The sequence below is a fragment of the Aquimarina sp. 433 genome (assembly GCF_054054605.1).
Map to the genome: position 1 here is coordinate 369987 of NZ_JBSWZK010000002.1, position 20314 is coordinate 390300.

18 protein-coding genes are annotated in these 20314 nt (G+C 33.1%); 14 read left to right on the forward strand and 4 right to left on the reverse strand.

Annotated features, from left to right (window positions below; genetic code table 11):
* Positions 1 to 207: 207 nt before the first annotated feature.
* The 8 genes from ileS (at position 208) to ACWNT5_RS05740 (ending at position 8379) form a co-directional block, all read left to right on the forward strand.
* The gene (gene ileS / locus ACWNT5_RS05705; RefSeq protein ID WP_456516860.1) at positions 208 to 3612 is read left to right on the forward strand and encodes an isoleucine--tRNA ligase; all 3405 of its coding nucleotides are present in this window, start codon (positions 208 to 210) and stop codon (positions 3610 to 3612) included.
* 4 nt (positions 3613 to 3616) lie between these two features.
* Positions 3617 to 4000, forward strand: a complete 384-nt coding sequence (locus ACWNT5_RS05710; RefSeq protein WP_299604843.1) for a TraR/DksA family transcriptional regulator — start codon at positions 3617 to 3619, stop codon at positions 3998 to 4000.
* A 123-nt stretch (positions 4001 to 4123) separates the two neighbouring features.
* On the forward strand, positions 4124 to 4657 hold the full coding sequence (locus tag ACWNT5_RS05715; protein WP_456516861.1) for an RNA polymerase sigma factor: 534 nt from the start codon (positions 4124 to 4126) through the stop codon (positions 4655 to 4657).
* 10 nt (positions 4658 to 4667) lie between these two features.
* Positions 4668 to 5459: a HEAT repeat domain-containing protein gene (locus tag ACWNT5_RS05720; RefSeq protein ID WP_456516862.1), complete on the forward strand. Its 792-nt coding sequence runs from the start codon at positions 4668 to 4670 to the stop codon at positions 5457 to 5459.
* A 32-nt stretch (positions 5460 to 5491) separates the two neighbouring features.
* Positions 5492 to 6250: a DUF4097 family beta strand repeat-containing protein gene (locus ACWNT5_RS05725; protein WP_299604837.1), complete on the forward strand. Its 759-nt coding sequence runs from the start codon at positions 5492 to 5494 to the stop codon at positions 6248 to 6250.
* 33 nt (positions 6251 to 6283) lie between these two features.
* The gene (locus ACWNT5_RS05730; protein ID WP_456516863.1) at positions 6284 to 6985 is read left to right on the forward strand and encodes a hypothetical protein; all 702 of its coding nucleotides are present in this window, start codon (positions 6284 to 6286) and stop codon (positions 6983 to 6985) included.
* A 118-nt stretch (positions 6986 to 7103) separates the two neighbouring features.
* Positions 7104 to 7724, forward strand: coding sequence for a hypothetical protein (locus ACWNT5_RS05735; RefSeq protein ID WP_456516864.1), 621 nt, complete (start codon positions 7104 to 7106; stop codon positions 7722 to 7724).
* Between the two features lie 43 nt (positions 7725 to 7767).
* Positions 7768 to 8379: a lipoprotein signal peptidase gene (locus ACWNT5_RS05740; protein WP_299902419.1), complete on the forward strand. Its 612-nt coding sequence runs from the start codon at positions 7768 to 7770 to the stop codon at positions 8377 to 8379.
* A gap of 42 nt (positions 8380 to 8421) precedes the next feature.
* On the opposite strand, the gene ACWNT5_RS05745 is transcribed toward ACWNT5_RS05740, so the two are convergent.
* Genes ACWNT5_RS05745 through ACWNT5_RS05760 form a run of 4 tightly spaced genes read right to left on the reverse strand, consistent with a single transcriptional unit; the run spans position 8422 to position 11287 of the window.
* Positions 8422 to 8994, reverse strand: a complete 573-nt coding sequence (locus ACWNT5_RS05745) for a 5-formyltetrahydrofolate cyclo-ligase (RefSeq protein WP_456516865.1) — start codon at positions 8992 to 8994, stop codon at positions 8422 to 8424.
* A gap of 5 nt (positions 8995 to 8999) precedes the next feature.
* Positions 9000 to 9980: a succinylglutamate desuccinylase/aspartoacylase family protein gene (locus tag ACWNT5_RS05750; RefSeq protein WP_456516866.1), complete on the reverse strand. Its 981-nt coding sequence runs from the start codon at positions 9978 to 9980 to the stop codon at positions 9000 to 9002.
* A 6-nt stretch (positions 9981 to 9986) separates the two neighbouring features.
* A complete protein-coding gene (gene rimK, locus ACWNT5_RS05755; protein ID WP_456516867.1) occupies positions 9987 to 10859 on the reverse strand; it encodes a 30S ribosomal protein S6--L-glutamate ligase in 873 nt (290 codons plus the stop codon).
* Positions 10856 to 11287 carry an ATP-dependent zinc protease family protein gene (locus tag ACWNT5_RS05760; protein WP_299604819.1) on the reverse strand — a complete coding sequence of 144 codons (432 nt, stop codon included), beginning with the start codon at positions 11285 to 11287 and terminating at the stop codon, positions 10856 to 10858. Before ACWNT5_RS05760 ends, rimK begins: the two co-directional genes overlap by 4 nt.
* A 162-nt stretch (positions 11288 to 11449) precedes the next feature.
* Here ACWNT5_RS05760 and uvrC point away from each other — a divergent pair, with 162 nt between their 5' ends.
* From uvrC to ACWNT5_RS05790, 6 genes are all read left to right on the forward strand, one after another.
* On the forward strand, positions 11450 to 13249 hold the full coding sequence (gene uvrC, locus ACWNT5_RS05765) for an excinuclease ABC subunit UvrC (RefSeq protein ID WP_456516868.1): 1800 nt from the start codon (positions 11450 to 11452) through the stop codon (positions 13247 to 13249).
* Between the two features lie 43 nt (positions 13250 to 13292).
* Complete coding sequence (locus ACWNT5_RS05770; RefSeq protein ID WP_299902404.1) at positions 13293 to 15542, forward strand: patatin-like phospholipase family protein; 2250 nt, start codon at positions 13293 to 13295, stop codon at positions 15540 to 15542.
* Positions 15543 to 15720: 178 nt separating this feature from the next.
* Positions 15721 to 16878 (forward strand): homogentisate 1,2-dioxygenase, encoded by a 1158-nt coding sequence (locus tag ACWNT5_RS05775; protein ID WP_456516869.1) that lies wholly within the window; start codon positions 15721 to 15723, stop codon positions 16876 to 16878.
* Between the two features lie 150 nt (positions 16879 to 17028).
* Positions 17029 to 18168, forward strand: a complete 1140-nt coding sequence (gene hppD, locus ACWNT5_RS05780; RefSeq protein ID WP_299604809.1) for a 4-hydroxyphenylpyruvate dioxygenase — start codon at positions 17029 to 17031, stop codon at positions 18166 to 18168.
* A gap of 403 nt (positions 18169 to 18571) precedes the next feature.
* Positions 18572 to 19348 carry a DUF3108 domain-containing protein gene (locus ACWNT5_RS05785; RefSeq protein WP_299604807.1) on the forward strand — a complete coding sequence of 259 codons (777 nt, stop codon included), beginning with the start codon at positions 18572 to 18574 and terminating at the stop codon, positions 19346 to 19348.
* Positions 19348 to 20313 (forward strand): tryptophan 2,3-dioxygenase family protein, encoded by a 966-nt coding sequence (locus ACWNT5_RS05790; RefSeq protein ID WP_299604805.1) that lies wholly within the window; start codon positions 19348 to 19350, stop codon positions 20311 to 20313. Before ACWNT5_RS05785 ends, ACWNT5_RS05790 begins: the two co-directional genes overlap by 1 nt.
* The last annotated feature ends 1 nt before the right edge of the window (position 20314 follow it).

Genomic DNA, 20314 nt, shown 5'->3' on the forward strand with positions numbered 1-20314 from the left:
ACTTCAAAAATAACTTTTCATATGAGAATAGATCATCTATCACAATTACTTTTTGCCTTCATGATCAAAAAAGTGCAAAACAAAAGCTATTGTAGTTTTGATATCCGAAATTTCACCTAATAATCATACACAATATTTGAACGATTTACACTCGTCATTTTTCGAGAAAATCGTTATTTTCGCAGACTTAATAGAAAGAACGATCAAATGAGCACGAAGTTTCCTGAATATAAAGGACTTGACTTGCCAAAAGTGGCAGACGATATACTAGAATTCTGGCAACAGAATAATATTTTTGAAAAGAGTATTTCCGAGCGTGAAGATGCGACTCCTTTTGTATTTTTTGAAGGACCTCCATCTGCAAATGGATTACCGGGAATTCATCACGTAATGGCACGTGCTATTAAGGATATTTTTTGTCGTTATAAAACACAAAAAGGTTTTCAGGTACAACGAAAAGCTGGATGGGATACGCATGGACTTCCTGTAGAATTGGGTGTAGAAAAAGAACTTGGAATTACTAAAGAAGACATTGGTAAAAAGATCACAGTAGAAGAATATAACGAAGCTTGTAAAAAAGCTGTAATGCGCTACACTGATATTTGGAATGATCTTACAGAGAAAATCGGGTATTGGGTAGACATGGAAGATCCTTATATCACCTACAAATCCAAATATATGGAAACGGTATGGTGGTTACTTTCCGAAATCTACAAGAAAGGCTTACTTTATAAAGGATATACTATACAGCCTTACTCTCCAAAAGCAGGAACAGGTTTAAGTTCTCACGAATTAAATCAACCTGGAACCTATCAGGATGTAACGGATACTACTGTAGTTGCCCAGTTTAAAGCTAAAAAAGAAACACTACCTTCATTTTTAACGGATATTGAAGAGGATATTTATTTCTTAGCCTGGACGACCACACCTTGGACATTACCGTCTAATACTGCATTAACAGTAGGGCCAAAAATTGACTATGTTTTAGTAAAAACATTCAATCAATATACATTTGAGCCAAGCCATGTGATCCTTGCCAAAAATCTGGTAGGAAAGCAGTTTAGTGGAAAGTTTGTTCTAGCAGAAAACCAAGAAGAAGTAAACAACTTTAAACAAGGAGATAAAAAAATCCCTTATTACATATTAAAGGAATTCAAAGGAACAGACCTTGTTGAAATCCGATATGAACAATTGTTGAATTACGCTCTTCCGTATAACAATCCTGAAAATGCTTTTAGAGTAATATCAGGTGATTTCGTAACTACCGAAGATGGTACGGGTATTGTACATACTGCACCAACATTTGGAGCAGATGATGCCTTAGTATCTAAACAAGCAACTCCAGAAATTCCACCTTTATTGGTAAAGGATGACAACGATAATTTAGTTCCTTTAGTTGATTTACAAGGTAAGTTTACCAAACATGTGGGTGAACTAGGTGGGAAATATGTAAAGAACGAATATTATAATGATGGCGAAGCTCCTGAAAAATCAGTAGATGTCGAAATTGCTATCAAATTAAAAACAGAAAATAAAGCATTTAAGGTAGAAAAATATGTACACAGTTATCCAAACTGCTGGCGCACAGACAAACCTATTTTATATTATCCTTTAGATTCTTGGTTCATCAAAGTAACAGATTTTAAAGATCGCATGCATGAACTAAATCTGGGAATTAACTGGAAACCAAAAGCGACAGGAGAAGGACGTTTCGGAAACTGGTTAGCAAATGCAAACGACTGGAACTTATCCAGATCTCGTTTTTGGGGTATTCCATTACCAATATGGAGAACGGAAGATCGCAAAGAAGAAATGGTAATAGGATCTGTTGAGGAATTAAAATCTGAGATGCAGAAAGCAGTAAATGCTGGTTTCATGACAGCAGATATCTTCGAAGATTTCATTGTTGGTGATATGAGTGAAGAAAACTATGATAAAATAGATCTTCACAAAAATGTTGTAGACAAAATTATTTTAGTGTCTCCATCCGGAAAACCAATGAAACGCGAAAGCGATCTTATCGATGTGTGGTTTGATTCTGGTTCTATGCCCTATGCACAATGGCACTATCCTTTTGAGAATAAGGAAAAAGTAGAAGCTGGAGAGCGAAAAGCTGATTTCATTGCAGAAGGTGTGGACCAAACTCGTGGATGGTTCTATACACTACATGCAATAGGAACAATGATTTTTGATGATATCGCATATAAAAATGTTGTTTCTAATGGTTTAGTATTGGATAAAAATGGACAAAAAATGTCCAAAAGACTTGGTAATGCTGTTGATCCTTTCGAAACATTAAAAACCTATGGTCCGGATGCTACCAGATGGTATATGATTAGCAATGCAAATCCTTGGGATAATCTTAAATTTGATTCTGAAGGAATTGGTGAAGTGCGCAGAAAATTCTTCGGAACCCTATATAATACCTATTCGTTCTTTACACTATACGCGAATATTGATAATTTCAATTATTCCGAACCAGAAATACCATTAGCAGATCGTCCGGAAATAGATCGCTGGATTTTAAGCGAATTGCATACACTAATCCAAAGTGTCGATGAATACTATAATGATTACGAACCTACAAAAGCAACAAGAGCTATTTCAGATTTTGTGCAAGAAAACTTAAGTAACTGGTTTGTACGTTTAAGTAGAAGGAGATATTGGAAAGGTGATTACGAACAAGATAAAATCTCAGCATATCAAACATTATACACTTGTATGCTAACAGTTGCAAAACTGGGAGCGCCAGTAGCACCATTTTTTATGGATCGCTTATATAAAGACCTTGTTGCTAATTGCGCACAAGAATCTTTTGAGAGTGTACATTTATCAAATTTCCCAACATTTGATGCTAACTACGTAGACAAGGCTTTAGAACATAAAATGCAAAAGGCACAGTCTATCTGCTCTTTGGTTCTTTCGTTACGTCAGAAAGAAAAAATCAAAGTGCGTCAACCATTACAGCGAATTATGATTCCTGTTCTAAATGATGCAGATAAAGCGGAGATCAATGACATAGCCGGTTTGATTAAAAGCGAGGTAAATGTAAAGCAGATAGAGTTATTAGACGATGCTTCTGGTATATTAGTGAAACAAATTAAGCCAAATTTCAAAAATTTAGGCCCTCGTTTCGGTAAAGATATGAAGTTGATAGCCAGTAAGATACAGTCTTTTGATCAGGAAGCCATTAAAATTCTTGAACAAACTGGTAGTTTTGACTTAGAAATTAATGATAAAATTATTACTTTAGGTACCGATGATGTAGAAATCAGTTCCCAGGATATTGAGGGTTGGTTGGTTGCAAATTCTGGATCCCTTACCGTTGCTTTGGATATTACCATTACTCCAGAACTTAAAAAAGAAGGAATCGCAAGAGAGCTTGTAAACAGAATTCAAAATATCCGTAAGGATAGCGGATTAGAGGTGACTGATCGTATAGAAATTATAATTAAGGAAAATAAATCTATACAAGAAGCCGTAGCGACCAATGAGACCTACATCAAGAATGAAACCTTAACCGATACAATTGAGTTTGCAACAGATGTAATAAATGGTACAGAAATTGCGTTTGACGACATTGCAACCCAATTGGTAATAAAAAAACAGTAATTGTATGGCAGAAGATGTAAAAGTAAGGTACAGTGACTCCGATCTAGCAATGTTTAAAGAAATCATTGTGGAAAAGATGGAGAAAGCTAAGAAAGATTTAGAATTACTTCGAAGCGCTTACAAGAATGATGGTAACAACGGTACAGATGATACCTCTCCAACATTCAAGGCTTTTGAAGAAGGAAGCGAGACTATGTCTAAAGAAGCAAATACGCAGTTGGCTATTAGACAAGAGAAATTTGTGCGTGATTTAAAAAACGCATTACTACGTATTGAAAACAAAACATATGGTATTTGTAGAGTAACAGGGAAATTAATCAATCCAGAAAGATTAAAGCTTGTTCCGCATGCTACACTTAGTATCGAAGCTAAGAATATGCAGAAATAAATATCAAAATATTGTACATTTAAAATGCTTTCCAAATTGGAAAGCATTTTTTTTATGTCCTAATGTAACCTTTTTAAAAAAGACGGGTATTAATAATAGAAGCTAACCAAAAAGAGTAACATCTTGAAAAATTTAACTGACGAAGAATTGATGATTCTGGTATCTGAAGACAATTTAGATATGATGCGTATCCTGTTCGAACGATACCATATTAGAATCTTTAATTTTTTACTAAAAATGACGAACGATAGAGATGCCAGTCAGGATATTGCTCAAGAGGTTTTTTATAAAGTAATCAAGTATAGAAAGTCTTACAATAAAGGAAAGTTTTCATCTTGGATTTATACGATCGCCAGAAATATTTTTTCTGATCATTATCAAAGTAAAAAGAATAAGGATCAACGATTGGATGAAATTGAATATAAAACAGAACAAGAAGGATCTAACGGAATCGAAAAAGACGAAATTAAAGAACAACTAAACCAGGCTTTAAAAAAATTAAATAAGAGTGATAGAGAATTAGTGATCATGAATCGTTATCAAGGAATCAAGTATCAGGAGATTGCAGAAATAACAGGTTCTACAACTGGAGCAGTAAAAACCAAAGTACATCGTGCGATTCATAAACTAAAAGATCATTACCTACAAAATATATAACACCATGAATATGGACTGTAAACAAATAGAAGAAAAGTTGATCGATTATATCGATAAGAATCTAGATCTAAAAGAGTATGATACCATTACAGCACATCTTTCTTCTTGCCCTGACTGCGAAGAATCCCTAAATGAATTAGAACAAATTTTTAAGGGAATTGAAAGTGAAAAAGAAGAAATACCTGATCAAAACCTTAAAACCAGTTTTGAAGAAATGCTACTTACCGAAAAAGCTTTATTACAAGAGCCAAAAGTAGTTTCATTACATCAACCTTCTATATCGAATTGGAAAGCGGTTATTCAGATTGCAGCTACAATTGCATTAGTAGTTTCTGCATACTTCTTCGGAAAACAACAAAATCAGGAATCATTTTATGAGGAAATGGCGGTGTTGCAAAAAGAAAAAAAACAACTAAAACAAGAAGTGACTATATCACTTATCGAAAATGAATCTGCGAGTAAGCGTTTACAAGCTGTTAACTATGCTGAAGAATTCGAAAAACCTAGTAATGATATATTAAAAGCTTTAATAAATAAAATGTTTTATGACGATCATATCAATGTGCGACTGGCTGCAGCAGAAGCACTGGCTAAGTTCTCAGACTCAGAAATGGTTCGTAAATCATTTATAGACGCTTTGGAGATTGAAAAAGATCCAGGCATGCAAATTGAATTAATTCAAATATTAGTTTCCATTCAGGAAAAACGCGCAGTTCCTTCTATGGAAAAGTTACTTCAAAATGAAGAAACACCAAGTTATGTAAAAGATCAAGTAACCATTGGTCTTCCTAATTTAATTTAAAATTTCAATCAAAAGACATTAAAAAAGAACAGATGAAACATATAGCAATCGCAATAGTACTTTTTATTACTATCGGACAATTAAAAGCACAAGAAAACTATACTCAATCTTTACAAGGAGTAAAAACAGCTGTTATTGGTTCGGCATCAGGTGTGATCATCAAATCACACGACAAAAACGAACTTATTATCGTTGGAGAGGGAAGAAAGATGCCAGAAAAAGCTAGAGGCTTAAAAGCTGTTTATGCTGGAGGAAGTGATAATACTGGGTATGGAGTATATGTACAAAAAGAAGGAGGCACCTTAGTGATCAGAAATCTTAAAAGTGCTTATACTGGTATTTTAGAAATCTTTCTTCCAAAAAGTATCAATATTAAAATAGAAAAAAGCAATCTTGGACGGATTGTAGCAGAAGGATTTTCTTCGGAAATAGAAGCTTTAACAAATGTAGGTAACATTACATTCAAAAATGTAACGGGTCCTATCGTAGCCAAAACGGCCACTGGAGAAATTAATATTGTATTTGACAAAGTGAGCCAAAGTTCTCCTATTTCATTAGTTTCTGCTACGGGTGCCATTGATGTTAGCCTTCCATCCAATACAGCAGCAAATTTGGAACTCAAAACAACTATGGGAGAAATTTTTACAGATTTCGATATAAAATTTCCAGTTCCAGAAAGCGATATGAAACTAGTTAGCGGTAAAAGAACAATAAAAACTGAACTTAACAATGGTGGTGTAGAAATTAGCCTTAGATCTTCCACCGGAAATATTTACCTAAGAAAACAATAAAGAGGTCAAACATCAATCAAAAAATCAATAATCATGAAAAATTTAGTAATCCTTATCGCATTTTGTTTCATAGCTATTCAAACAAATGCACAAAAAGTAATTGAAAAAGAAATAACAACATCTTCTGACCAAATTCGTATAGAATTCAAGTTCGCTGATGATATCATCATTAAAACTTGGGATAAAAGCAACGTATATGTAAAAGCAGAAGTAGACATTAACGATGGAGAGTTTAATGATTATTTCGAACTTACTATAGACAACTCCTCTTCAGTTTTAAATATCGAATCTAGTTATGGTGATTTATTCAAAAAATGGAATAAAAACAAAAAAGGTAATTGGGGACCTTGCAACAACTTAGAGATGGATGCCAACTATACACTGTATATCCCAGAGAATATGAGTTTACGTGTTAAAAGTATCTCAGGAAGTGTAGCCTCAGAAAACTACAACGGAGAATTGGAGATAGATATCATTAGTGGAAATATAGATATCAAAAAGTATCAAGGAGATTTAACTCTTAAAACAATCAGTGGTACTATCGATGTGCACATTGCCAAGTCGAGACTTAGAGCAGAAACTGTTACAGGAATGATCTATTCAGATAAAGATCTAGAGTTTGATCGAGGAAAAAATCGAGTTGTGGGCAGTAAAGTAACCGGAACTTTTGGAGATATTAAAAGTGAATTGGAACTCAAAACTGTAAGTGGTGATATTTTTATACGAAAGCAATAATCGATTTTCTTTGTAAGAACACTGATTGTAAGATACTTACAAAACAACACAATAAAACATCAAAAATTAAAGTTTAGCAATACTGATTGCATCAAGAAAAAAGCTACCTTAGAAATGTATGAGGCGGCTTTTTTCTTTTTTTGTACTACAATTATTTTGGATAACAGGATTATCCCAATCCACCTTTGATAAAACAATTGATGTAACAGATATATCTGAAATCTTTATTGTCTTGGACAATACTTTTCAGATAGAAGTTATTAATACCTCCGAAAATAAAGTTATCGTTAGTGCCATTTCAGAAGGTGAATATCAAAACAATGTACTAATCAATGTAAAACGCACTCAGAACACCTTGTTTATAGAGGATGATATCCAACCATTTTCCGAAAAACACAATGACAAATTAAGCGCACATAAGGTAATAGCCTTAAAAGTTAAAATACAGTTGCCTCGTCATTTAGATACTACTATTACCTCAAAACTGGCGTCTTTAGACTTAAATGGTTCATTAAAATCATTATTTGTAGAACTAAGTTCTGGAGATTGTTTAGTACAAAATTTTACAGGAAATGCTGTAATCAACACCTTGGCAGGAAATATCGAACTCCACACAAAAAATGCAAAGGTCAAAGCGGTAACAAAATCCGGTATAATTTCCTCGGATAAAATTTCTGGAAAGCATCAAATTGAGCTAAAATCCATAACAGGAAATATAAGTGTCTACAAAACAAAATAAAACACTATTTTTGTCCGTCACTATTCCGAAATCAAAGAAATTTATGTCTTTAAAGAAATCTATTTTAGTCATTATCGTGGTTCTGCTAATTGATCAGATTTCCAAAATATATATCAAAACTAACTTTTCATTACATGAAGAAGTCCCTGTTTTTAGTTGGTTTCGAATTGTATTTGTAGAAAACAAAGGTATGGCTTGGGGGTTTGAACTTCCAGGTAATTATGGTAAGCTCGTACTTACTTTATTTAGATTAGTGGCAATTACCGGTATTGGATATTGGCTTTATGATTCCGTTCGTAAGAACAGCCCTAAAATTTTAACCTTTTGCATCGCTTTAATATTTGCTGGAGCATTCGGAAATATTATTGATTCTATATTTTACGGTATTATTTTTAACGAAAGTACCACCACACAAATAGCACAATTCATGCCCGAAGGTGGCGGCTATGAAAGTGTTTTTTATGGTAAAGTCGTAGATATGATACAATTTACGTTTTATGATGATATCCTACCTGAATGGATTCCTTTTTGGGGAGGAAAGCACTTTTCATTTTTCGATCCTGTTTTTAACATAGCAGATTCAGCAATTAGCATTGGTGTTTTCTTATTACTAGTCTTTAACAAGAAAGCTTTCCCAAAGAAAGAAGAAGCTTAAAATTCATTTTAGCTTCATTCCATCAGTTACATATTAGTGTTCTCATTTTTCATTGAAGTCATAAATTTTTTGTGGTGTAACACAAAAATCTAATGATATGTCAGTTGGCAACACATTTTCTATTAGTTCTTCAGCAGAAAAAAAGGAAAGCCCTATTTTGATAGTTTTAGGACTACATTTAGATAAAAACTTATCATAAAACCCTTTACCATAACCAACTCTATTTCCTAGCTGATCAAAAGCCAAAAGAGGCACAAAAACTACATCAATCTTAGATTCTGGAATAGGAATACCATCTACAGGTTCTGGAATCCCCCAATCATTTACTTTTAGAATAGTATTATCCGTGAGCAACATATGCTCCAAACTATTATCCTTAAAATTACTTTTGGAAACCACAATATTCTTATCCTTTCCCTGAAGAATATGTAATATAAATTCTGTCTTAATTTCCTTCTGTTTTTGAATGGAAAGAAAAATATGGTAAAATGATTTTTCCCATATATCTAACTGTAGTAAATGATTCGAAATATCTAAACTAAGGTCATCTATCTGATCATTTTCTAACTTAGACCTCAGCGCTTTATATTTTGCTCTCAATTCATTTTTATTCATCCTTTCTAAGAAGCTAATTGTGTCGTAATTCTAAAAATAGCATCTCCTTTATATACAATAGGAGCTTCATTCACATTAATAATATAACCCTGATTTGGTGCCTTAACGACATGTCTCATTTTACCATAAGGATCTGTGATTGTAGCAAGATGCTCTCCTTTTTCGACTAATTTCCCATAAGGTATTTTAATATGTAGTAATCCGCTATATTTTGCTCGCATCCAGGAACTTTTTTCTACAATAATTGTATCTTTTTTATCTGGGTAAGATAGCTCCACAGAAGGTTTCAACATTTCTAAATGATTAAGTATTCTAAGCACTCCTAAAACCCCTTCTTTGGCAATATCTCTATTACTATTTTGGGATTTCCCTCCTTCGAATAGTAAAATATCAACTCCTTTTTTTGCGCAAGTTCCACGATACGATCCCTCCAAATTTTTGGATAATAAAGTAAAAGGTGCATTAAAGACTTTTGCCAAGTCCATTAATCTTTCATTTTTTCCATCTACTCTTATATGGGGAGCGTTAAACCTACTGCCACCACCAGTATGAAAATCCAAACAAAAATCTGCTACTGGTAAAATCTCGTTAACAAACTGATATGCAAAACGACTTGCCAAAGAACCATTCTTGGTACCAGGGAATACTCGATTAAGATCTCTTCCATCTGGAAAAAAACGATTCATACTTAAAAAACCAAAAACATTAAGCAGAGGAATACAAATGATAGTTCCTTTAACTGGTTTATTGATTTTTTTAGAAATAATTTGTCTTACGATCTCTACACCATTAATTTCATCTCCATGAATTCCTGCTGTAATCAAAACGGTAGGACCTGAATATTTAGAACGCTCTATTATTATCGGTATTTCTACTTTAGTAGATGTATAAAGTTTAGCTATATTAAAGTTAATTGTCTTACTAGTGCCTAGTGGAATGTCTTCTCCTAAAATACTCAGAAGGTCATTTTCTTCATTTGTTTTCATATAATTCTAAACACTTCGTTCTATAAACCGAATAATTGATTTCGCAATATCTTTCCCAGTAGCTGTTTGGATTCCTTCTAGTCCTGGAGAGGAATTCACTTCTAAAATTAAAGGACCTCTTTCACTCTGAAGCATATCTACTCCTGCTACACCAAGTTTTAAAGCTTTCGCGGCTTTTATAGCTGCGTTTTCTTCATCATCAGACAATTCAATAATCTTCGCACTTCCTCCTCTGTGAAGGTTAGATCGGAACTCACCTTCTTTACCTTGTCTTTTCATCGCCCCTACTACCTGACCATCTACTACCAATACCCGAATATCTGCTCCTTTAGCTTCCTTGATATATTCCTGAACAATTACTCTTGCCTGCAAACCATTAAAAGCTTCCAGTACCGATTCTGCTGCCGTTTTGGTTTCTGCCAAAACAACCCCTAGACCTTGTGTACCCTCAAGCAATTTTATAATTAACGGTGCTCCTCCCACATGGGAGATCACTTCCGAAACATCTTTGGAGTAATTCGTAAATACGGTTTTTGGTAATCCCAAACCAGCTTTAGATAGAATCTGAAGACTTCGTAATTTATCTCTGGAATTTACAAGAGCTTGTGATTGTACGGTAGTAAAAACATTCATCATTTCGAATTGCCTCACTACTGCTGTACCGTAAAAAGTAATAGAAGCTCCAATTCGTGGAATTACTGCATCTACATGATCCAGTTTTTTACCTCGATAATAAATCTCAGGCTTTTTCTTCTCTATGATGATATCACAATTTAAAGGATCAATGACTTGTACATTATGCTTTCGCTTAATCGCCGCCTGAACTAATGCATCGGTAGAATACAAACTAGCGCTGCGGGATAAAATTTTTATATTCATTTGGATTTTAGATTATAAGACTGATCTTCTAATTGCGGATCTACCAAAAATTTTCCACTAAGAAATTTACGTCCAATTAAAACTGGAAAACGCATATCGTCTCGAGAAGATAATGTTAGTGTTATAGGGTTTGTATTATTAAATAATGTGATTTTAGTTCTAATAGCATACCTCACTTCTACTTTTCCATTGCTACTTTTTACAGCAGTAATGTCATAATTCTTAAAAGTGAATTTTTTACCATTATACTCTGGATGAGTAGGATCCAAAAAGCGACATTCTAAAATTTGACCGACTTCTTTAATCTCTTTGCAATGAATAGATGAAGTGTACGCACCAGTATCAACTTTTACATCAATGTCGCACAAATCTAAAAGCGGAAAATCCACCTTATCTGTTCTTCCAATTATTTTTTTCTGATCTTTCAAAAAAGTATCTTTAAAACAATATAAATACTAAAGTAATAAAAAACCAGATTCATTTTATAGGATAACACTTTTAATACTTAAATTCATTTCTTGTTTTTAACATAATAATATTATGAACCGTATTTATTAATGCTAACAAAGCATTAAATTTACATTTGGAATATGCAACTACCTTCATTAGAAATACAACTTAAAACTTTACCAACAGGACCAGGAGTTTATCAATATTATGATAAAGATGACACCTTATTATATGTTGGAAAAGCAAAAAATCTTAAAAAAAGAGTTACCTCTTACTTTACCAAAAATCACGATAATTATAAGACAAAGGTATTGGTTAAAAAGATCTGTACCATACGTCATATTGTTGTAGAAACGGAGACTGATGCGTTACTCTTAGAAAACAATCTCATTAAAAAACATCAACCTCGTTTTAATGTAATGCTCAAAGATGACAAAACGTATCCTTGGATTTGCATTAAAAAAGAACGTTTTCCAAGAGTATTTCCTACTCGAACCCTTATAAAAGATGGTTCTGAGTATTTTGGACCTTACACAAATTTTAAAACAGTAAACACCTTATTAGATCTTATAAAAGGGCTCTATCAACTAAGAACTTGTAATTATGATCTATCACAGCAAAAAATTGAAAATGGTAAATATAAAGTATGTCTCGAATATCATTTAGGAAATTGTAAAGGACCTTGTGAAGGATTACAAGATGAAAAAGAGTATCATGAAAATATTGAGGCCATCAGACAAATTGTAAAAGGTAATTTTAAAGATTCACTGAATAGGTTTCGTAAACAAATGGTGATGCATGCCGAAAAAATGGAGTTTGAAGATGCACAACGGATAAAAGAAAAAATTGAAGTTTTAGAAAAATACCAAGCGAAATCTACTGTGGTGAATCCAAAAATTAGCAATGTAGATGTGTTTTCTATTATTTCTGACGAATCCTACGGCTATGTCAATTTTCTTCAATTATCCTATGGTTCTATCATAAGATCTCATACTACCGAAATTAAGAAGAAGTTAGAAGAAACTGACAAAGAACTACTAGAACTTGCTATCATCGAATTAAGACAACGATTTAATTCGAGATCTAAAGAAATATTTGTACCCATTGATGTGGATTTGGGCGAAGATCTAAAAATTACAATTCCTCAGCTTGGAGATAAAAAGAAAATTGTAGACTTATCATTACGTAATGCCAAATATTATAGACAAGAGCGATTTAAACAAATTAAAATCATAGATCCAGATCGACATGTAAAACGATTAATGGCTCAAATGAAAAAAGATCTTCGATTACCCGAAGAACCAGTACATATCGAATGTTTTGACAATTCTAACATCCAAGGAACCAATCCAGTCGCAGCTTGTGTAGTCTTTAAAAATGGGAAGCCTAGCAAAAAAGAATATCGAAAATTTAATATCAAAACAGTAGAAGGACCTAATGATTTTGCTTCTATGGAAGAAGTAGTTTACCGAAGATATAAAAGACTGCTAGATGAAGAGCAACCATTACCACAACTTGTGATTGTAGATGGTGGAAAAGGGCAATTGTCTTCTGGATTAAAAGCTTTGGAAAGTTTAGATCTAAGAGGAAAAATAACCATTATTGGAATTGCTAAAAGATTAGAAGAGATCTATTATCCTGGTGATTCGATACCATTATATCTAGATAAGAAATCAGAATCTTTAAAAATTATTCAGCATCTCAGAAATGAGGCGCACCGTTTTGGAATTACTTTTCACAGACAAAAAAGAAGTAAAGCTGCTTTAGACACAGAACTTGATACCATCCCAGGAATTGGAGAAAAAACTGTTGTAGAATTACTGAAACATTTTAGATCAGTAAAACGAATACGCGAAGCCACAAAAAAAGAACTTGTAGAAGTAGTTGGTAATTCTCGCGCAACCAAAGTGTATAATTACTATCTTTCTAAAAAAGAATAAACCTTTGATCTGGAGTACCTCAAATAAGATCCTAAACATATCATTGCTGATTACTCTACTTTTTGCTTCCAAAAATATATCCTCGCAAGAAGTAAATGATTCTATTGTTTCTAATATTAAGGAAGATCAAGATGTTAAAGTTGGATTAGTACTAAGTGGAGGTGGTGCCAAAGGACTTGCTCATATCGGAGCTTTAAAAGTAATCGAAGAAGCCGGAATAAGAATAGATTATATCGGAGGAACAAGCATGGGTGCCATTATAGGGTCTTTATACGCCTCTGGATATAATGCCAAAGAATTAGACTCTATTTTTAAAACAGTTGATTTTAATGTATTAATTCAGGATGATTTACCAAGAAAAGCAAAAACCTTCTATGAACGCGAAGATTCTGAAAAATATGCATTAACATTACCATTTGATGATTTTAAAATTGGATTGCCGCAAGGGTTATCCAAAGGACAGAATTTTTTTAATGAATTTGCTCGATTAACATCTCATGTCCATGAAATAGATGACTTTAGTAAACTTCCTATTCCTTTTTTCTGTATGTCTACAAATATTGCTACTGGAGAGCAAATTTTATTAGACAAAGGTTATCTACCCGAAGCAGTTTCAGCAAGTGGCGCATTACCTTCTATTTTTAGTCCCATAGAATTAGATGGAGTTTTAATGACCGATGGTGGAGTTTCTAATAACTATCCTATTAAAGAAATCCGCGCAAAAGGAGCTGATATTGTAATTGGTATAGATGTACAGGATAGTCTTATCCCACGTAATCAACTTACCTCGGTTACGAACATCATGTTACAAATCAGTAATTTCAGGACGATCAATGCCATGAAAACTAAAAAACCCGAAACGGATGTGTATGTAAAACCTTCTATTACAGATTTTAACTTAATATCATTTGACCAAGCTGATAAAATTATTGCCAATGGAGAAAAAGCGGCATTTGAGAATTACGAAAAATTAAGAGCTATAAAAAGACTGCAGAAATCATCAAAACCCAGAACTGTAATTCCTAAAAACTCAGACACACTTCTTATAAATAGCTTGGTAATTTATGGAAACGAACGCTATACCAGATCCTATATAAAAGGGAAGCTTAAACTAAAACTAAAAAACCCCAAACTTACCACTTATCAAAAGTTGTATGAAGGCATCAATAACCTATCTGCTACAGGAAATTTTGATAGAGTCAGTCATCGTTTAATAGACAAAGAAGACGGTAAAGAACTAGTTCTTAACGTGAAAGAATCAGATAACACTATGCTATTGAGGTTCGCGCTACATTATGATGATTTATATCAAACCGCAGCCTTGGTAAACTTTACTAAAAAAAGTCTACTATTTAACAATGATGTTCTTTCATTAGATGTTGCATTAGGAGACAATATAAGATACAACCTAGATTATTATATAGACAAAGGTTTTTATTGGAGTATTGGTGTCAAAAACAGTCTCAATAGGTTTAATAGAAACGTAGCATACGAATTGGTAAGAGAAGATTTTAATTTACCAGATATCGAAGTAAATAAAATCAACTTAGATTATTTAGATTTCAAAACACAAGTTTATGCTGAAACACTTCTAAACCAGACCTTTTCTTTAGGTCTTGGTGCAGAATATAGAAGGTTTAGGCTTATTTCAGAAACTATTGGAGAGGATGAAGATCAACTACCACGAGTCGTTTTTGACAATAGTAATTATTGGAGTGTTTTGTCCTATTTAAAATTTGACAGTTACGACAACAAGTATTTTCCTTCTTCGGGTTTTTTCTTTGATGGAAATATTAATTATTATTTGATTGATGATAACCCAAATAGTCAGGATAGTAATTTTGTAATTGCCAAAGCTGATTTTGGTTATGCCTTTAAACTTCTTAATAAAACTTCGGTTAACCTTGGGTTAAGTGCTGGTAATCGCTGGGAGGAACAAAACATCAGAAGTCTTAACTTTTTTGTTGGAGGTTTTGGTGCAAGAATGATTAACAATAATATCCCATTTTATGGTTATGATTTCTTAAGTATTGTTGGAGATAGCTTTATTAAAGCAAATATGTCCCTGGATTATGAAATATTTCCAAAAAATCATCTCAATATAGCAGCAAATTATGCCAATGTGGGGACAAGGTTATTTGATAATGGAGGTTGGTTTGAATCTCCAGAATATTCTGGATATGCCTTAGGCTATGGCTTAGAAACTTTTGCAGGTCCTATCCAAGTTAAATATTCATATTCTCCAGAACAAAAAGAAGGAGAATGGTATTTTAGTATTGGTTTCTGGTTTTAGTAAGAATTACCATAAAAGAAAATAAATATTTACGATATTTGTAATACTATGACTTTGTATTGGCAGGATTTATTATTGCTTTTACACTACCTTATTAAACGTAATCCGGAATAAGGTATCAGATTACTATTGCATTACTTTTTCAAACTTATTAGTTAACAATATAATCTTAAAAATCATGCCTTTTTATCACTCTTTGGGTACTATACCACCTAAAAGACATACCATCTTTAGAAAACCAGATGGAAATCTTTATTACGAACAATTATTCGGAACTATTGGATTTGATGGAATGTCTACCAATCTATATCATCATCATCGACCTACTCAAGTAAAAGAAATTAAAGGAAGCTATAGCGTAGCTCCCGAAATTGCTATTCGGAATAACATCAAATCATATCGATTACACGGGTTTAAAGTACATCCAGAAAAAGATTATTTAGAAAGTAGAAAAAATGTACTTACTAATAGCGATGTAAGTATTATTCTGTCTTCTCCACAAGAATCTACCTCTGAGTACTTTTATAAAAACACGGATGCAGATGAATTAATTTTTGTTCATAGAGGAACTGGTAAATTTAGAAGTCATCTTGGAAATATTGATTTTAAGTATGGAGATTATATCCTAATACCGAGAGGAACGATTTACAAATTAGATTTTGACACCTCGGACAATCGTTTATTTATTGTTGAATCCAGAAGACCTATTTACACTCCAAAGAGATATAGAAATTGGTTTGGGCAATTATTAGAACATTCTCCTTTTTGCGAGCGTGATCTTCGTGCTCCTTATGAACTAGAAAGTAATGATGAAAAAGGTGATTTTCTGATCAAAGTAAAAAAGCAAGACGAAATTTTTGATATGATTTATGCTACACATCCTTTTGATGTCGTAGGATATGACGGATTTAATTTCCCGTATGCATTTTCTATTCATGATTTCGAACCAATTACCGGAAGAATTCATCAACCACCACCAGTACACCAAACGTTCGAAACAGATGCCTTTGTAGTGTGTTCGTTTGTTCCGAGATTGTACGATTACCATCCAGAAAGTATTCCTGCCCCCTATAACCATAGTAACATAGATAGTGATGAAGTTTTATACTATGTAGATGGTGATTTTATGAGTAGAAACGATATTGCAGCAGGACATATTTCTTTACATCCTGCAGGAATTCCGCACGGACCACATCCTGGAGCGGTAGAAAGAAGTATTGGAAAAACCAAAACAGATGAACTAGCTGTTATGGTAGACACTTTTAAACCTCTTATGGTTACTAAAGAAGCAATGAAAATAGCCGACGAAGATTATCATAAATCTTGGTTAGAATAATTTATGTTTAGGTCTTTATGTTGAATTATAGAATAGATATTTCTGCCCATCTAAGGGCAATGTGGTAGTGTAAAAAGTATTTGGAAATCAAAAAATCTGAATCAAAGAAGGTACACCCAAAAATTTCTAATTAAAATTTAAAACAATATTATGTCAACAAATATAACCTCACAAAATTTAGAAAAAATAATCCCAGACGCAGAAGACTTCTTACCACTTTTAGGTACTGATTATGTAGAGCTTTATGTAGGTAATGCCAAGCAAGCTGCTTATTACTATCAAACTGCTTGGGGTTTTCAACCTATTGCATATGCAGGATTGGAAACAGGTTTAAAGGATCGCGTTTCATATGTTCTAAGACAAGATAAAATCACCCTTGTTCTCACTTCACCATTACAACCAGATGGAGAAATCAACAAACATATCAATGCTCATGGAGATGGTGTAAAAGTAGTTGCACTTTGGGTTGATGATGCTACAAAAAGCTACGAAGAAACCACCAAAAGAGGAGCAGAATCTTACATGAAACCTACTACTAAAGAAGATAAAGATGGTACTGTTGTCTTTTCTGGTATACACACTTATGGAGAAACTGTTCACATATTTGTGGAACGCAAAAATTACAACGGAGCTTTTCTTCCAGGATATAAAGCTTGGGACAAACCTTACAATACCAAAGATACTGGTCTGAAATATATTGACCATATGGTTGGAAATGTAGGATGGAACGAAATGAATAAGTGGTGTGAGTTTTATGCAAAAGTTATGGGGTTTGCACAATTAGTATCTTTTGATGATAAAGATATTTCTACAGAATACACAGCTTTGATGAGTAAAGTAATGAGTAATGGAAATGGAAGAATTAAATTTCCGATTAACGAACCCGCTGAAGGAAGAAAAAAATCTCAGATAGAAGAATATATCGATTTCTATAACGGTGCAGGTGTACAACATATGGCTTTGGCCACTGATAACATCATTGAAACAGTATCTTCTCTTCGGGATAGAGGTGTAGAGTTTTTAACAGTACCTGCTACCTATTATGAGACCGTTTTGGATAGAGTTGGCGAAATTGATGAAGATCTAGAACCTTTAAAGGAACTAGGTATTTTAATAGACCGTGATGATGAAGGGTATTTATTACAGATTTTTACCAAACCTGTTCTTGATCGTCCAACAATGTTTTTCGAAATTATTCAACGAAAAGGAGCTCAATCTTTTGGAAAAGGAAACTTTAAAGCATTGTTCGAGGCTATCGAAAGAGAGCAAGAACAAAGAGGTACTTTATAAATTCAGATTTTTCGTCAATTTCCTTTGAACATTTTAGTTAAGCTATGTTAATAAATTGAGATTATTGAAAAATAATGGATTTCTGCCTAAATTTTTGTTAAATATCATAATAAAAAAACGTTTTCGTTTGATAATTATGCAAAAAAAGCGGATGTTTGTATCATAAGCGGAGTGGTTACCGCTTATACCAAAAACAATAATTATTCTCATAATTTAAGTTTTTAGTTGGTTAATAAAAGTAAAAGAGAGCTGTGGTGGCTCTCTTTTTTATTACTTTTTTTTCAATATTTAGTAATACTCCTTGCTTTTATCTGTTTATATTATGTAGTACTTTTGGAACGGATATTGTAAAAGTCTCATTAGTAGTGCCTATATGCAATTAAACAACACCCAAAAATTAGTTATGAAAAGATATATTCTTTTATTGGTTGTCTTATCGACATGTATCTTAAACGCTCAGGATAGTCATAAGTCTTTTGATGATGGAGAATGGTTTAAATTTAAAATCAGATATGGAGTCTTTACAGCCAGCTATGCAACCTTAGAAGTAAAGAATGAAATGTTTAAAGGAAAGCCAGTACATCATATTGTTGGTACCGGAAAATCATCTGGACTTTTAAGTGTGTTTTTTAAAGTAGAAGATTACTATGAAACTTATATAGACAGAAATGAAGTAAAACCTTATCGTTTTATTCGTAAAATAAATGAGGGAGGACATATCAAAGACATAGAAATTGACTTTGATCACGAAAGCAAAAAAGCTTTAGTTTTTAACAAAAAGTATAATACCAAAAATACGTTTACCATTAAAGACAACATACAGGATATGATGTCTTCCTTTTATTACTTAAGAAATAATATTGACGTATCTTCGCTTAAAGTTGGCGATGAACAATTTGTAAATATGTTTTTCGATAATGAAAACTACTTGTTCAAGCTACGCTTTTTAGGAAGAGAAACAGTAAAAATGAATGGTAACAAAATACGCTGTTTAAAATTTCGTCCAATAGTTCAGGCAGAACGAGTTTTTAAAGAAGAAGAAAGTCTAACGGTATGGGTAAGTGATGACGATAATCGTATGCCAATTCGAATAAAAGCAGACATTCTGGTAGGATCTATTAATGCAGATTTGATAGCGTATAAAGGATTGAAACATCCTCTTAAAATTGTTATAGATTAATGGACGAATCCATACAACCAGAAATTGCTGAAAAAATAAAGCAACTCGAAAAGAAATTTAAAAACTCTGGTCAAGATTTAGGATCTTATCTAGATGGTCTTTTACATGATCGATACCTCACGTATTGGGATTATATCCATTTAGATACCTTACTAAGTTTACAAATACCTCGAACTCACTTTCCTGATGAAGAAATCTTCATCATGTATCATCAGATCACTGAATTGTATTTTAAGTTGATTATACATGAACTAAAACAGATCATTGATGACAAATTACAAACAGCTGAGTTTTTTACCAAGAAATTAGACCGAATCAACAGGTATTTTAGAGTATTGATCGACTCTTTTGATGTGATGATTAAAGGAATGGATAAGGATCAATTCCTAAAGTATCGAATGTCTTTATTACCAGCTAGTGGATTTCAGTCGGTTCAATTTAGAATGATTGAAATATACGCAACTCCTTTGGTAAATCTTGTAAATGCCAAAGAAAGAGCACAGTTTTCTGAAGACGATCCCTTAGAAGATGTTTACGAACATTTATATTGGAAATCCGGAGCAACAGACATAAAAACAGGCGAAAAGACCTTAACGCTCAAACAATTTGAATATCGTTATACTCCAAGAATGATGCGAATAGCGCATCAAGTAAAACAGAGTACAATTTATCATAGATATCTGGAACTTCCAGAAAAAGAGCAAAATAATGTGCACCTTATTAATGCATTGCGTACTTTTGACACCAATGTAAATATTAATTGGTTATTGATGCATATGGGAGCCGCCTACAGGTATCTTAACAGAGATAAAGGTGAGGTATTGGCTACAGGAGGAACTAACTGGAAAAAGTTTCTACCCCCAAGTTTTCAAAGAATTATGTTTTTTCCTAATCTATGGAGTACAGAGGAAAAAGAAAATTGGGGTCAGCAATGGGTTACCCATCAATTTAATACCACAAAATAAA